This is a genomic window from Marinicella gelatinilytica, assembly GCF_026410405.1.
Taxonomy (GTDB): Bacteria; Pseudomonadota; Gammaproteobacteria; order Xanthomonadales; family Marinicellaceae; genus Marinicella; species Marinicella gelatinilytica.
Window position 1 is genome coordinate 130,066 of record NZ_JAPMLN010000004.1, and the last position, 13,454, is coordinate 143,519.

At 45.6% G+C, this 13,454-nt stretch carries 12 protein-coding genes; 3 read left to right on the top strand and 9 right to left on the bottom strand.

What is annotated here, in order from left to right; translation table 11 throughout:
* Positions 1-3 precede the first annotated feature (3 nt).
* Both mnmC and OS173_RS03995 read left to right on the top strand, forming a co-directional pair.
* Positions 4-1,911 carry an FAD-dependent 5-carboxymethylaminomethyl-2-thiouridine(34) oxidoreductase MnmC gene (mnmC, locus tag OS173_RS03990; RefSeq protein ID WP_267182987.1) on the top strand — a complete coding sequence of 636 codons (1,908 nt, stop codon included), beginning with the start codon at positions 4-6 and terminating at the stop codon, positions 1,909-1,911.
* Between the two features lie 6 nt (positions 1,912-1,917).
* Positions 1,918-2,505, top strand: coding sequence for an LOG family protein (locus tag OS173_RS03995; RefSeq protein WP_267182988.1), 588 nt, complete (start codon positions 1,918-1,920; stop codon positions 2,503-2,505).
* On the opposite strand, the gene OS173_RS04000 is transcribed toward OS173_RS03995, so the two are convergent.
* From OS173_RS04000 to OS173_RS04025, 6 genes are all read right to left on the bottom strand, one after another.
* Entirely contained in the window at positions 2,502-3,260 is a 759-nt protein-coding gene (locus OS173_RS04000; RefSeq protein WP_267182989.1) for a YggS family pyridoxal phosphate-dependent enzyme, read from the bottom strand. The two genes, OS173_RS03995 and OS173_RS04000, sit on opposite strands and share 4 nt — an antisense overlap.
* Complete coding sequence (locus tag OS173_RS04005) at positions 3,247-3,606, bottom strand: DUF488 domain-containing protein (protein ID WP_267182990.1); 360 nt, start codon at positions 3,604-3,606, stop codon at positions 3,247-3,249. The genes OS173_RS04000 and OS173_RS04005 overlap by 14 nt, the downstream gene beginning before the upstream one ends.
* A gap of 3 nt (positions 3,607-3,609) precedes the next feature.
* Entirely contained in the window at positions 3,610-6,408 is a 2,799-nt protein-coding gene (acnA, locus tag OS173_RS04010) for an aconitate hydratase (RefSeq protein WP_267182991.1), read from the bottom strand.
* A gap of 158 nt (positions 6,409-6,566) precedes the next feature.
* Complete coding sequence (locus tag OS173_RS04015; protein WP_267182992.1) at positions 6,567-6,968, bottom strand: hypothetical protein; 402 nt, start codon at positions 6,966-6,968, stop codon at positions 6,567-6,569.
* The gene (locus tag OS173_RS04020; protein WP_267182993.1) at positions 6,961-7,440 is read right to left on the bottom strand and encodes a DUF4442 domain-containing protein; all 480 of its coding nucleotides are present in this window, start codon (positions 7,438-7,440) and stop codon (positions 6,961-6,963) included. Before OS173_RS04020 ends, OS173_RS04015 begins: the two co-directional genes overlap by 8 nt.
* Before the next feature lie 4 nt (positions 7,441-7,444).
* Positions 7,445-8,686, bottom strand: a complete 1,242-nt coding sequence (locus OS173_RS04025; protein ID WP_267182994.1) for a DUF819 family protein — start codon at positions 8,684-8,686, stop codon at positions 7,445-7,447.
* A 135-nt stretch (positions 8,687-8,821) separates the two neighbouring features.
* On the opposite strand from OS173_RS04025, the gene OS173_RS04030 reads away from it, so the two are divergent.
* A complete protein-coding gene (locus OS173_RS04030; RefSeq protein ID WP_267182995.1) occupies positions 8,822-9,856 on the top strand; it encodes an FAD:protein FMN transferase in 1,035 nt (344 codons plus the stop codon).
* Here the strand turns inward: OS173_RS04030 and trhA are convergent.
* Genes trhA through purH form a run of 3 tightly spaced genes read right to left on the bottom strand, consistent with a single transcriptional unit; the run spans position 9,846 to position 13,389 of the window.
* Positions 9,846-10,478: a PAQR family membrane homeostasis protein TrhA gene (gene trhA / locus OS173_RS04035; protein WP_267182996.1), complete on the bottom strand. Its 633-nt coding sequence runs from the start codon at positions 10,476-10,478 to the stop codon at positions 9,846-9,848. The two genes, OS173_RS04030 and trhA, sit on opposite strands and share 11 nt — an antisense overlap.
* 26 nt (positions 10,479-10,504) lie before the next feature.
* Positions 10,505-11,785, bottom strand: a complete 1,281-nt coding sequence (purD, locus tag OS173_RS04040) for a phosphoribosylamine--glycine ligase (protein WP_267182997.1) — start codon at positions 11,783-11,785, stop codon at positions 10,505-10,507.
* Between the two features lie 8 nt (positions 11,786-11,793).
* Entirely contained in the window at positions 11,794-13,389 is a 1,596-nt protein-coding gene (gene purH, locus OS173_RS04045; RefSeq protein WP_267182998.1) for a bifunctional phosphoribosylaminoimidazolecarboxamide formyltransferase/IMP cyclohydrolase, read from the bottom strand.
* Between the last annotated feature and the right edge of the window lie 65 nt (positions 13,390-13,454).

The following is a 13,454-nucleotide window of genomic DNA, read 5'->3' on the forward strand; positions in this document are numbered from 1 at the left end:
ACCATGAATCCGCTTAGTTATCATAACATTCTATCAGCGGACATCAGTACCCAACAAGGACAGCTTTATAATCGCCAATTTGCTGATATTTATCATCACAGCAATGCAGTCGCAGAATCTCAGTATGTTTTCCATGTGGGTAACCAATTACCGAAACAATGGGCAGATAAAAAAACCAATAATAACTTTGTGATCGCCGAAACCGGCTTCGGTAGCGGACTTAATTTCCTAACCACCCGGCAACTGTGGCAAGCCACTGCTGCAAAACCCAAACACCTGCACTTTATCAGTACCGAGCAATGGTTATTAACACCCGAACAATTAGATAAAGCCTATCAGTCATTTCCCGATTTACATCAGGGTTTAGTCAACATTCGGCAAGTTTTTCAACAACGGCGTGCCGGTTTTCATTGCCACACCATAGATCAAGACATCACCCTGTACTTATTATTGGGTGATGCCACTGCTTGTTTCCGGCAGCTGAACGCCTGTGTGGATGCCTGGTTTTTAGATGGTTTTTCACCGGCTAAAAATCCGGCCATGTGGTCACTTGACTTATTCACTGAAATGGCACGTTTATCCGTGCCCGGTAGCACTTTTGCCACCTTTACGGCCGCTTCACAGGTGCGTAAAAACCTACAGACTGTTGGCTTTGAAGTAAGCAAAACACCCGGCTTTCAAGGCAAGCGTGAACGTCTGGTCGGCCGCTTCAAGGCAGCCACCAAGCCACACATTGACAAACAACCTTGGGCACCGACGCCTAAAGCCATGACCAAACCCAAAAGTATGGCCATTATTGGCGGCGGTATTGCCGGTATGTGTCTGGCTCAAGTGGCGAAGCAACACGACTTACAGGTCACGGTTTTTGATGAACAGCCTGCACCATTAAGCGGTGCATCCGGCAATGCCTATGCCCTGGTAATGCCCTATTTAACGGCACAAAGTTCTCCTGAGGCCTTATTTTATTGGCGTGCATTTGAAACCGCTTTGGGGTTTTATCCTGCCTCTGTTTTTAATGCCATTGGTGTTAGCGAAACCACAAGCCCCGCATTGACCGATGATGCGCGACTTCAATTACCCGCTGATTTGATTCAAGCTGCAGAACATGGTTTTAATTACCCAAGTTCAGGCTTTATCCACACCCGTACTTTGGCCGATAAATTTTCTACGGCGGTAGATAACTGGCGAGGGGCGCAGGTCACTCACATTGAACAAAATTCGCATAATCAATGGCTGCTTCACGACGACCGGCAGCAAACCATGGATTGTTATGATGTATTGGTCATCGCCGGCGGCATTAAAAGCCTGGCTTTATTACCGGAATTTAATGACTTTATGACTGCCCGCAAAGGTCAAACTGAACTTTATCAGTTAAGCCCCTGGCCTTCGGCATTGAACCGTGCGCAATTGAATAACGGCTATTTAATTCCGAATAAAGACCGGCATCAGGTACTTATCGGCGGTGATTACCAGCATCTTGAGCAGGCACACTGGTTTGATGCCGTTGAGCCCAAAGCGCCTTCGCTGAATTTAAATCGCTGGCAAAAAAACAGCCCATGTGAAGCTCTCACGTCGGCACAACTGATCTCGACACATGCCGGGATTCGTGCCAATTCTCTGGATCATTTGCCGTTGTGTGGCCCAGTGGTGGATGCTCAGCAATTTAGTCATGATTATGCAGATTTGCACCATGGCCGACATTGGCAGCATTATCCGCCGGCTTTAACCAAAGATAACCTCTACGTCATGACCGGTTTAGGTTCTCGCGGTTACACCACAGCACCGTTACTGGCGAAACATTTGATGGCGATGATTTTAGACCACCCTTTGCCCCTGGAACAGGATTTGGTTAAGATAGTGCATCCCAACCGATTTTACTATCGGCAATTGAAAAAAGCACCTGAGGACTAACGTCGTATGTCAGCCTATAAAATAAGCCATGTCGCTGTTTATTGCGCGTCCAGCCGCGACATTGAACAACATTACTTCACCGCTGCCGATCAGCTGGGCGAGCTGATGGCTAAGAATAAATGGACTTTGGTTTATGGGGGTGGCGGCACCGGACTGATGGGCCAAGTGGCCAATTCCATCCAAAAACATGGCGGTAAAACCCTCGGCATTACCCCCGAAGTTTTGAAAATTGATGCCCTGATGAATGCCCATGATGATGAGCAAATCATCACCCATGATATGCCTTCGCGCAAAAACAAAATGATTGAAGTGGCCGATGCTTTTATTGCCCTACCCGGTGGTTTCGGAACCTTAGAGGAATTGTTTGAAGTAATGACTTTAAAACAATTGGGCTTTCATCAAAAACCCATTATCATTGCCAATTTTCATGGCTATTACGATCAGTTATTGGATTTCTTTGAAGTGTTGTATGCCGAAAAATTCACCAAACAAACCTACCGTCAACTTTATCACATTGCGGTTGATGCCGAAGGTATCGTCGATTATTTAAAGCATTACGTGCCACCTGATTTAGATAGACATTGGTTTGTCTAATCGTTATTGTCCGATTCGTTCCAGTAGTAACTGTCCGGATATTGACGTTCGCCGAATACAGCGGTGCCGACGCGAATAATGGTGGCGCCCTCTTCGATGGCAATCTCTAAGTCACCGCTCATGCCCATGGACAGCTCGTCCATGACTACGCCTGGGATTTGTAAGGAATTGATATCCTGCTGAATGGCAACCAGCCGTTTGAAACAGGCCCGCACTTTGTCTTTATCGTCAGAAAATAAGCCAATTGTCATCAAACCTTTGATGTGAATACGAGCAAACGTACTGATTTTTTTGACCAGTGCCACTGCCTGGTCCGGCTTAACGCCAAATTTGCTGTCTTCGTATGAGGTGTTCACCTGAACCAAGACATCGATGTGTTTGTTTTCAAATTCCAGCCGTTTTTGTAACTTCTTTGCCAGCGACAGGCGATCCACTGACTGAATACAATCGACCCAACGCAGCACGTGTTTAATTTTATTACTCTGTAAGTGACCAATGAAATGGATTTCCGGCAGCGGTTGTTTTAAATCAGGGCCTTTTTGTTCTAATTCCTGCACCCGGTTTTCGCCCATCAAGGGCTTATCCATTAGGCCCAGGGCCTGCTCGATTCGCGGGACATCCACGGTTTTGGTGGCCAACAACAAACGAACTTCATTGGCACGTCGATTAGATTTCAAACAGGCTTGTCGGATGCGTTCTTGAATAACACCGATATTATGGGTGATGTCCATTTTCGCCTGATCAACTTCGCTCACACAACACCTCTTTTAACACCACCGCCTGATTATGCTCTTCATCTTTGGCACCGTATAGTATTGTCACCCGTTTGTGTTTGGCGATATTCACCAATTCATCGAGCTTATCTTCGCAGTCTTTGAGCTCTTTTTTGTATTTTTTGGAAAACTCATCAAACTTATCGGCATCATGATCAAACCATTGTCGTAACTCATCGGACGGCGCCAATTCCTTACACCAGTCATCCAACCGCGCTTCATCTTTACTGACGCCACGCGGCCAGAGACGGTCCACCAAAACCCGGTGACCGTCTCTGTTGGCTGCATCTTCATAAATCCGCTTTGTCACAATATCCATCTGAGACATTATTTACGCCTCTTTGAGAAAATCTCGCAGTACGTATTGCAAAATACCACCATGTTGATAATAGGCAATTTCAATCTCAGAGTCTAAACGGGCCACGGCTTTGAAATTAATCTCATCACCATTGTCTTTTACGGCTTTAACCGTCACTTCTTTATGTGGTGTCAAACCTTCGGCAATGCCGGTAATGGTAAAGGTTTCGGTGCCGTCTAAGCCCAAACTGGCGGCATTTTCACCGTCTTTGTATTGCAATGGCATGACACCCATACCGACTAAGTTACTGCGGTGAATCCGTTCATAACTGTCCACCAGCACTGCTTTAATACCCAGCAAGGCGGTGCCTTTGGCGGCCCAGTCACGGGATGAACCACTACCGTATTCAGTACCACCTAAGACCACCAATGGCGTGTTGTCTTCACGGTATTTCTGAGCAGCTTCATAAACCGTCATTTCTTCACCGGTTGGCAGGTATTTGGTAAAGCCGCCTTCTTTATCCACCAGTTCGTTCTTAATGCGAACATTGGCAAAAGTACCGCGCACCATGACCTCGTCATTACCGCGACGGGAACCATAGGAGTTAAAATCCGCCGGATCCACACCTTTGCTGATAAGGTATTGACCGGCTGCGGATTCTGCTGAAAATGAACCGGCCGGCGAAATGTGGTCAGTGGAGGTGCTGTCACCCAGTTTTAATAAGGTGCGTGCGCCCTGGATGTCCTGTAATGCCGGCGGCTGTTCTGAGATATCTTTAAAGAACGGTATTTCCTGTACATAAGTTGATTTATCTTCCCATTTGTAGAGACTACCTTCGGCCACAGGGAGTTGTTGCCAGATTTCGTTACCGGCAAAAATCTCACCGTAGTTTTTGGCAAAATCTTCCGGTGTCAGTACTTCGGCCATAATGGCATTTATCTCATCATCACTGGGCCAGATATCTTTTAAATAAACCGGATCATTATTTTTATCAAAACTTAACGGCTCATTTTCCATATCGATATCAATGCGGCCAGCAATGGCAAAAGCCACCACCAGCATTGGCGACATCAGGAAATTCATTTTAACCAATGGGTGAATGCGTGCTTCAAAGTTGCGGTTACCTGATAACACCGAAGTCGCCACCATGTCATATTGCTTCACCGCTTGTTCCACTTTCGGCAATAAAGGTCCTGAGTTACCGATACAAGAGGTACAACCATAGCCCACTAAGTGAAACTGCAGCGCTTCAAAATCGCGCATTAAATCGGCTTTGTTTAAATAATCTGTGACCACTTTTGAGCCCGGTGCCAAAGAAGTTTTGACCCATGGTTTAACGTCGATACCGCGTTTTCTGGCGTTACGCGCCACCAAACCGGCACCAATCATTACGAATGGATTGGAGGTGTTGGTACAGGATGTAATGGCGGCAATGGCAATGGAGCCATCGGAAAACTTATATTTCACCCGGTCTTGTTCAATCCAGACACTTTTTAAACCATTCTCGGTTTTTTTACCGTGCAGTTTATTTTGCAAATTACTGGTGTCATGCATCTCAACCGGTTGCGCGCCCCCTTCTTCCTGAAAGCGTGTTTTCATATCTTCAATGGTTTCACGGTCATCTTGTTCAATGTATGAACGACCAAAACCACCATGTAACAAATCACCAAATTTTGGTTTGATATTTTCCAGCAGGATTTTTTGCTGCGGTAATTTGGGTCCGGCCAATGTCGGTTTAATGTTACTGATGTCCAATTCCAACACCGTGGAATAGTTAATGGCCTCTTCGTTTTCACGCCACAACATATTTTCTTTACAATAAGCTTCCACCCGCGCAACTTGTTCCTCTGAACGGTTACTGGTGCGCATATAGTCCAGGGTTTTATCATCAATCGGGAAATAGGTAATGGTGCAACCAAATTCCGGTGACATATTGCCCAAAGTGGCACGATCCGGAACAGATAAGTTATCCAATCCATCACCAAAGACTTCAACAAATTTACCCACAACACCATGGGAACGCAGCAATTCTGCCACCGTCAACACCAAATCCGTGGCCGTGGAACCTAAAGGCAACTCTCCGGTGAGCTTCAAACCCACCACTTCGGGCATAATTAAGTAAATCGGTTGACCTAAAATGGCGGCTTCGGCTTCGATACCACCGACACCCCAGGCCACCACACCAATACCGTTGACCATCGGCGTATGACTGTCGGTACCGACTAAGGTATCAGGAAATAACTGACCGTCGCGGGCAATCACGCCTTGCGATAAATATTCCAGGTTGACCTGGTGACAAATACCCATACCCGGTGGCACCACCGAAAAGTTAGTAAATGATTTTTGTGCCCATTTTAATAACTGATAGCGTTCTTCATTTCGTTCATATTCCATTTCCATGTTGCGCTGGTAGGAATCACGGGTACCAAAATAATCAATTTGTACCGAGTGATCAATCACCAAATCAACCGGAATCAACGGATTAATTAAATCCACATTTTTACCTTTACGCGCCACTTCTGAACGAATCGCAGCAATATCCACCACCGCAGGAACGCCGGTAAAATCTTGCATTAATACACGCGCCGGTTTGAAAGGAATGTCATCATCAGACCCCTTGGGCTGCCAATTAAGCAGTGTTTCAATGTGTTCCTTGGTGACACCAAAACCGTCAAAATTACGTACCGCATTTTCCAACAATATCCGAATTGAAAAAGGTAATTTCTCAATCGCATGTCCTTGTGCTTGTAAGGCCTTTAAACTGAAGTAATCGTAGTTTTTATTATTGACTTGAATTGTTTTTTTGACGCCATAGGGATCTTTATTAGCCATCGTATACTCCTTAAATCATGGGTGAAATAAAAAACCAGAGGCTTTAATAAAACCCTGATTTTCTATCAATTTATATAATAATTGTTATACCTGAAATGCACTTGTTTTTCAAGTTTTAGTACTCATGCCACATCACCAACCAAGTTCAAACAGCGCATTTAAAAAATCAACACCAGCAACAAAATAACGGAAAAAATAATTAAAAACCATTTATAAACCGATGTTTTACTGGGTATCGAAGATCTGTGACCGTGTTGCTCCGCCAAAAACCGTTGCATCATGGCCTCTGCATCTTGAGGGGGCTGTTGTTGTGTTGCCGGCTTTTCTGGCTTAGCCTGTTTAGTTTTTAGCGTTGCCACAGCTGGCATAGTGGATATTTCATTAGATTGGGGTGGCTGCTGATCTTTTGCCGGCACATATTCGGCCTGTTTCATCGTCTCTAAAATCTCGATCAGCCGTTTTCTCTGTGTCCAGGGGATTTTCCGTAAGGACACCACATCATCACGCAGGCGATAAGTTTTACCACCGATACGTATCAAAATATCATCGTCCTTAGTCATTACGCTTTTTTCGAATATATAAGGTTTTATTAACCTCAGCCACGGTGTCACCGGATTCATCGGTAATCACTAATTTGTATATTGGCAAATCTTTTTCACCATTTGCCGTGGCTTGTTTAATGCGTGCAATTTCAGCATCACTAACTGTCATGGTGGCTGACACTTTACCTTTACCCGGCTTGATAAAGTTAATACTGGCGGCTTTGTCCCAAACAATGTAATCAGACCCCAGAATTCGCATCAGCATCAACATATATTGCGGATCCACCATGGCGTACAAAGAACCGCCGAAATGGGTGCCCACGGCATTGGTGTTATACCAATGTTGTTTCATGCTAACAGTAACGCGCTGCCAGTTTTCGGCAATTTCATCGATACGTACACCGGCCCCTAAATAAGGGCCATACCAGTTCATAAGCCGCTTCATTTTGGCAGGTGTGTTGGCATGTTTAAGTCGCTTTAATAAACTCATATCACTACGTCGCTAAATATTGCAAAATAATTCCTGTCAACATCGCTGCCGAAGTGCCGACTACATAACCAAAAACTGCCAACAAAACCCCAACCGGCGCTAAGGCCACATGAAAAGCCGATGCCACCACCGGTGCTGAAGCGGCACCACCGACATTGGCTTGTGAGCCGACTGCTAAAAAGAATACCGGTGCTTTAATCAGCTTACCCACCAACAATAACAAGGCGGCATGAATAGAAATCCAAACGCCACCAATGACAAATAAAAACGGTTTTATCTGCGTGACATCCATTTTTAAACCAATGGTGGCCACCAGAATATATATAAACACTGACCCCACTGCTGAAGCGCCGGCACCTTCATAATTTCTGGCTTTGGTAAAAGATAATAACACACCACCAAGGGTGGCAAAAATTACCAACCAGAAAAATGTTGAATCTAAATTAACTTCCGCCAACACCGGAAAGGTACTGCCGATGGCCGGTCCCAACCAATTGGCAACTGCATGAGCAAGACCGGTGACGCCAAATGCGATGGCGGCTATCAGCATTAAATCATCTAATTTAACCGGCCTTTCATTCTCTTTTTGAAAGGTTTCCATTTTGAGTTTAATGCGCTCAATGGCCGAGACGTCAGCACCGGTTCTGGCATCAATTTTGGCTGAACGCGCTGCCATTAATAATAAAATCGACATCCAGATATTGGCCCACACCACATCAATGGCCACCATTTGAGTGAAGGCCGGTCCGGATACCTCCCAGACTTCCATCATGGCCGCCTGATTGGCACCGCCGCCGATCCAGGAACCGGCCAGGGTGGTCATGCCACGCCAAATATCTTCGCCACCGGAGCCGGCAAATGCTTCAGGAAACAACCAGCGGGTCACGATAAAAGCCACCGGCCCACCGATAACAATACCCAGCGTACCGGTGAGAAACATAATGCCCGCTTTAGGCCCTAAGCGGATTATTCCTTTTAAATCCACACTCAAGGTCAATAGCACCAGCGCCGCCGGCAATAAATAACGCGAGGCCATGTAATACAACTGAGAATCCTCAACATTGATTAAACCGAAGGTGGTTAGAAAGGAAGGTATTAAGTAGCACAACAACAATGCCGGAATGTAGGTATAAAACTTCACCCATATTGGGTGTTTACTTTGTTTGGTGTAAAAAATCAGTCCCAGAATTAGGGCCAAAACCCCAAATAGGACGGCATCACTTTCAATAAAATACGGTTGATCCACAGGCTGTCCCTTTATTTTCTTTGAGGCCAATAGTGTAACAAAAAAACCAAACCCTGCAGAAAAAATTAGCACCGATATTACGCCTGATAACCTTTCATCTCACCACATGGAAGTCAGATACGTTACAATTTAGGCATGAACAAAATACTGACCTTACTGCTGTGTACAGTTTTACTGAGCAGCTGTTTTAACCCCCAATATGACAGCCATCAACGTCAAATTTTTGTTTTTGGTACCTTGGTTAATATTACTATCTGGCATCACGATGCTGTGCGCGCTGAACAAGCCATTGGTGACATTGATGATCTGTTTAAAAACATGCACCAACAATGGCATGCCTGGAAACCGGGTCGCTTACAAGACATTAATACCGCTTTACGCGCCGGTAAAAGCATTGAATTAACCCCTGATGAAGCCGTTTTTATGCGCCGGGTTATTGAGCTGTCCAGGCGCACTAACCACCACTTTAATCCGGCCATCGGCGAACTGATTAATCTCTGGGGGTTTCACACCGATGACTACCCCATTACCAGCCCACCGCCGACTATTGAAGCCATTCAACAATTGGCCAATCAACAGATAACTGTCAATAATCTGCATTTAAATGATTTAGTTCTCAGTGCCGACAATCAACATATATGGCTCGATTTTGGAGGTATTGCCAAAGGTTTGGCGGTTGATCAGGCGATTGCCATAATCCGAGATTACGGCATTGAAAATGCCATTGTTAATGCCGGTGGCGATTTACGAAGCATCGGCCAAAAAGGTGACCGTGCCTGGCGCATTGGCATTCAATCACCCAAAAACCAAGGTGTTTTAGCCGAATTGCAAATTATTGGTGATGAAGCTGTGTTTACTTCAGGCAATTATCAGCGCTACAAAGCCTTTGACGACAAACGTTATGCCCATATTATTGATGGCCGTACCGGTTTACCGGTGCAAGACATTATCTCAGCCACCGTGATTGCCACTGATGGCATAACCGCGGATGCCGCTGCCACCGCTCTAATTGTCGCCGGCAGCGATCACTGGCTGCAAGTGGCGAAAAACTTACGGCTCGATGAAGTATTATTGGTCAACAGTCAGCATAAATGTTTAGCAACTGACGCCATGTTTCAGCGCTTAAAGAACCTAAGTACAGACTGTGAAATTATTCGTATCAATGAATAATATAACCATAAACCGCCATAAAATGACTGAAACTGCCGAATAACACGAAAAAGTGGAAAATGGCGTGATTATAAGGTATGGCTTTGATGGCATATAAAATGGCACCCACGGTATAAGAGATACCACCGGCGATCAGCCAATAAATACCGGCTTCGGGTAAAGCCACTGCCATCGGTTTAATGGCAAACATAATTAACCAACCCATAAAAACATACATTAAGGTGGAAACCACGGTAAAACGGCCGGTAAAAAACAGTTTGAGAACAATGCCCAGCAAAGCCATCCCCCAAGTCACAGCCAACAAAGTCCAACCTAAAGACCCTCGCAAAGTGGTCAACATAAAAGGCGTGTAGGTACCGGCAATTAAAATATAAATGGCTGCATGGTCCACCACCCGCCAGCGAATTCGCCGTTGCGGGGTTTGGGTGGTGTGGTAAATGGTGGAGGCGGCATACAACATAATCAGGCTCACACCAAAAACAGAAAATCCAAGCACATGCCATAGGGTTCCTTGTGATGTGGCCCGCAGTATTAATAAAACCAGGCCCACACAACTCAACATGAGACCGAACGCATGGCTAAAAATATTTAAGCGTTCCTCACCCAAAGAGTAGAACTTCACATGTTTGTCGGCTGGATTGAGTGGCATTATCTTGACAAAGCCCGGTGACCAATATCCGTGCGGTAGTAAACATCTTGCCAGGTTATAGATTGCACGCCGGCATAGGCTTTTTGTTGCGCCTCCGTCAGGTTATCACCTAAAGCACAAACACATAATACCCGGCCACCTGAAGTGACCACTTGTTCGTTACTTACGGCAGTGCCGGCATGAAATACTTTGACGTCAGTTTGCGATACAGGCAAGCCTTCAATAACCGCACCTTTTGCATAGTTTTCCGGGTAACCACCGGCAGCCATCACCACGCCCAAGGCCGGCCTTTTATCCCACTGGATACTGTGTTCAGCTAATTCACCATTCACTGCGGCTAAACATAAGCTGTCTAAATCACTTTTCAGGCGCATCATGATAGGTTGAGTTTCCGGATCGCCCATACGCACATTAAACTCCAATACCTTCACTTCACCTTGATTGATCATCACACCGGCATATAAAAAACCGACAAAAGGCTGTTCCTTGGCCATGCCTTTTAAGGTGGGCTTAATGACTTGTTCGATGATTTTTTCTTCGATTTCAGGTGTCACCACCGGTGCCGGCGAGTAAGCACCCATGCCACCCGTATTGGGGCCTTGGTCACCATCGTCGCGGGCTTTATGGTCCTGTGATGTTACCATGGGAATAAAGGTTTTGCCGTCACTAATCACAATATATGAGGCTTCTTCACCGTGTAAAAATTCTTCAATAACAATGCGCCGCCCGGCTTCTCCAAATTTATTGTCACTGAGCATATCAGTGGCCACCGCTTCACCCTGCTGTTGATCCTTAACAATCACCACACCTTTACCGGCGGCTAATCCATCCGCTTTAATAACCTGCGGATATTCGCAACTTTGCAAATACTTCAAGGCTTTATCCAAATCACTAAATTCAGCATAATCAGCGGTTGGAATCGCATTTTTTTGCATAAAGCGTTTGGTAAACGTTTTTGAGCCTTCTAGCCGTGCGGCGGCGGCTTTCGGACCAAAGCATGGAATTTCTGCCGCCGATAAGGCATCAACCATGCCATCAACCAGAGGTTGCTCGGGACCGACCACCACCAAACTGACCTGTTGGATATGACAAAAGTCAATCACTGCTTGAAAATCAGTGGTATCAATAACCACATTTTCAACGCCTGACTCTTGCTGCGTACCGGCATTACCGGGCGCCACAAAAACTGTGTCAACTGTGGACGATTGCGCCATCCGCCAGGCCAAGGCATGTTCACGCCCGCCGGAACCAATAATAAGAACTCGGTTTTTTGTCATCATATAAACCCTTAGTGGTTAAAATGTCGCATGTCAGTGAACACCATGGCAATATTATGCTCATTGGCTGCGGCAATGGTTTCCGGGTCTTTTTTAGAGCCACCGGGCTGAATAATGGCGGTGATACCGGCCTGAGCAGCGGCATCGATACCATCACGAAACGGAAAAAAAGCATCAGACGCCATCACCGAACCGGCCACTTTTAAATCCGCATCTTCGGCTTTCATATTCGCTATACGCGCCGATACAACTCGGCTCATCTGACCGGCACCGATGCCAATGGTTTGGCCGTCTTTCGCGTAGACGATGGCGTTGGATTTGACCCATTTTGCCACCTTCCAGGCAAACGCCATATCCCGCAACTCTTCCTCTGTGGGTTGACGTTTAGTCACCACTTTAGCATCATCGACATTGATCATGCCAATATCAGCATCCTGTACCAATAAACCGCCACTAACACGTTTAAAATTCTGCCATGGTTTATGCTGTTTAGGTAATTCCCCACAACACAGAATACGCATGCGTTTTTTCTGAGCAAACACTTCTAAGGCTTCAGGGGTAATCTCCGGTGCAATTAAAACTTCAGCAAATTGTTTACTTAAAATTAATTCAGCGGTTTTCTCCGTAACCGTACCATTAAACGCCAAGACACCGCCAAAAGCTGAAGTGGGATCAGTGGCATAGGCTTTTAAATAGGCCAAATCAATGTTTGACTCCAACGCCACACCACATGGGTTGGCGTGCTTAACAATTACACAAGCCGGCTCCGGACCCACTTCTTTTAGGCATGATAATGCGGCATCAGCATCATTAATGTTGTTATAAGACAAGGCAATGCCCTGAATCTGCCAAGCATTACCAATACTGCCTTGTGGCGGGTTCTTTTCAATATAAAAAGCGGCTTTTTGATGTGGGTTTTCACCATAACGCAGTTCACTGCGGTGAATAAACTGTTGCGATAAAAATTCAGGGAAATCCAATTCCTCGGGGGTGCCTTTTTTAGCGGTTAAATAATTGGCAATCAAGCCATCATATCGGGCCGTGTGAGCAAATGCTTTACCGGCCATATCAAATCGGGTGGTGTCGGAAATGCCTTTATAAGTTTTGTTTTCTTCCAACACCTGTTCATAATCCTTAGGATCCACCACCACGGTAACCCGCTGGCTGTTTTTAGCGGCGGCACGAATCATGGCGGGTCCACCAATATCAATGTTTTCAATGACTTCCGCTAAACTGACACCTTCTTTTTGGGTGGTGGCTTCAAAAGGGTATAAATTGACCACCAATAAATCGATGGCTTTGATGCCATGCTCATGCATTATTTCACTGTCATCATGTCCATCTCCACTTAAGCGACCTAATAAACCACCGTGAACACGAGGATGAAGGGTTTTTATTCGGCCATCCATCATTTCCGGAAATTCAGTGTAATCACTGATGTCAGTGACAGCGATTCCTGCCTCTTTAAGCACTTTAGCTGTGCCACCTGTGGATAAAATCTCCACCCCTGCTCGCACCAATCCTTTGGCTAAGTACTCAATTTGGGTTTTATCAGTGACGCTGATCAATGCCCGTCTAATAGGAACTCGTTGATTATCTTGATTCATGGAATTTTTTGCGCTGAATTCAGAGGTGGCGTATTATAACGCTTATGGTCAACGATTGGCATCGG

Bases quoted from the DNA above. Each gene is read 5' to 3' on its own strand.
- mnmC (WP_267182987.1), top strand. From the start codon at position 4: ATGAATCCGCTTAGTTATCATAACATTCTATCAGCGGACATCAGTACC.
- OS173_RS03995 (WP_267182988.1), top strand. From the start codon at position 1,918: ATGTCAGCCTATAAAATAAGCCATGTCGCTGTTTATTGCGCGTCCAGC.
- OS173_RS04005 (WP_267182990.1), bottom strand. From the start codon at position 3,606: ATGTCTCAGATGGATATTGTGACAAAGCGGATTTATGAAGATGCAGCC.
- acnA (WP_267182991.1), bottom strand. From the start codon at position 6,408: ATGGCTAATAAAGATCCCTATGGCGTCAAAAAAACAATTCAAGTCAAT.
- OS173_RS04015 (WP_267182992.1), bottom strand. From the start codon at position 6,968: ATGACTAAGGACGATGATATTTTGATACGTATCGGTGGTAAAACTTAT.
- OS173_RS04020 (WP_267182993.1), bottom strand. From the start codon at position 7,440: ATGAGTTTATTAAAGCGACTTAAACATGCCAACACACCTGCCAAAATG.
- OS173_RS04030 (WP_267182995.1), top strand. From the start codon at position 8,822: ATGAACAAAATACTGACCTTACTGCTGTGTACAGTTTTACTGAGCAGC.
- purD (WP_267182997.1), bottom strand. From the start codon at position 11,785: ATGATGACAAAAAACCGAGTTCTTATTATTGGTTCCGGCGGGCGTGAA.
- purH (WP_267182998.1), bottom strand. From the start codon at position 13,389: ATGAATCAAGATAATCAACGAGTTCCTATTAGACGGGCATTGATCAGC.